A 550-nucleotide genomic window follows, 5' to 3' on the forward strand; every position below is an offset into this window, starting at 1 on the left:
GCAAACGGTCTTCAATGGCATCGAGCCGCTCGGGGCATTCCGGGTGGCCCGGCCCCATCTCGTGCTTCCAGCAATCGCGGTGGGTGAAATAGCCCGTCTTGCTCACAGTCATCTCCCCGTCTATCTTTTTTCGGATAACGTCACGCCATGCATGCACAGCACAAAATCAAGTCACTTCTGGACCAGCTTAACACGGTGATTGTGGGCAAAAGCGCCCGTGTACAGGACTGCGTGGCCTGTCTGCTGGCCGGCGGCCACCTGCTGATCGAGGACGTTCCGGGCGTCGGCAAAACCACCCTGGCGCATGCCCTGTCGCACACTTTCGGCCTGCAGTTCGCGCGCGTGCAGTTCACCGCCGACCTGATGCCCAGCGACCTGATCGGCGTGTCGGTCTACGAGCGCGGCAAGGAGGCCTTCGTGTTCCACCCCGGCCCGGTGTTCGCCCAGGTGCTGCTGGCCGACGAGATCAACCGCGCACCGCCGCGCACCCAGAGCGCGCTGCTCGAAGCGATGGCCGAACAGCAGGTCACGCTCGATGGCGTCACCCACG

At 63.8% G+C, this 550-nt stretch carries 1 protein-coding gene; it reads left to right on the forward strand.

Annotation, left to right across the window (positions count from 1 at the left end; all coding sequences use genetic code 11):
* Positions 1 to 147: 147 nt before the first annotated feature.
* The coding region (locus QZH66_RS18280; protein ID WP_305807213.1) for an AAA family ATPase at positions 148 to 550 on the forward strand (403 nt) is incomplete at its 3' end.

It is taken from the genome of Stenotrophomonas sp. YIM B06876, from assembly GCF_030711595.1.
GTDB lineage: Bacteria > Pseudomonadota > Gammaproteobacteria > Xanthomonadales > Xanthomonadaceae > Stenotrophomonas.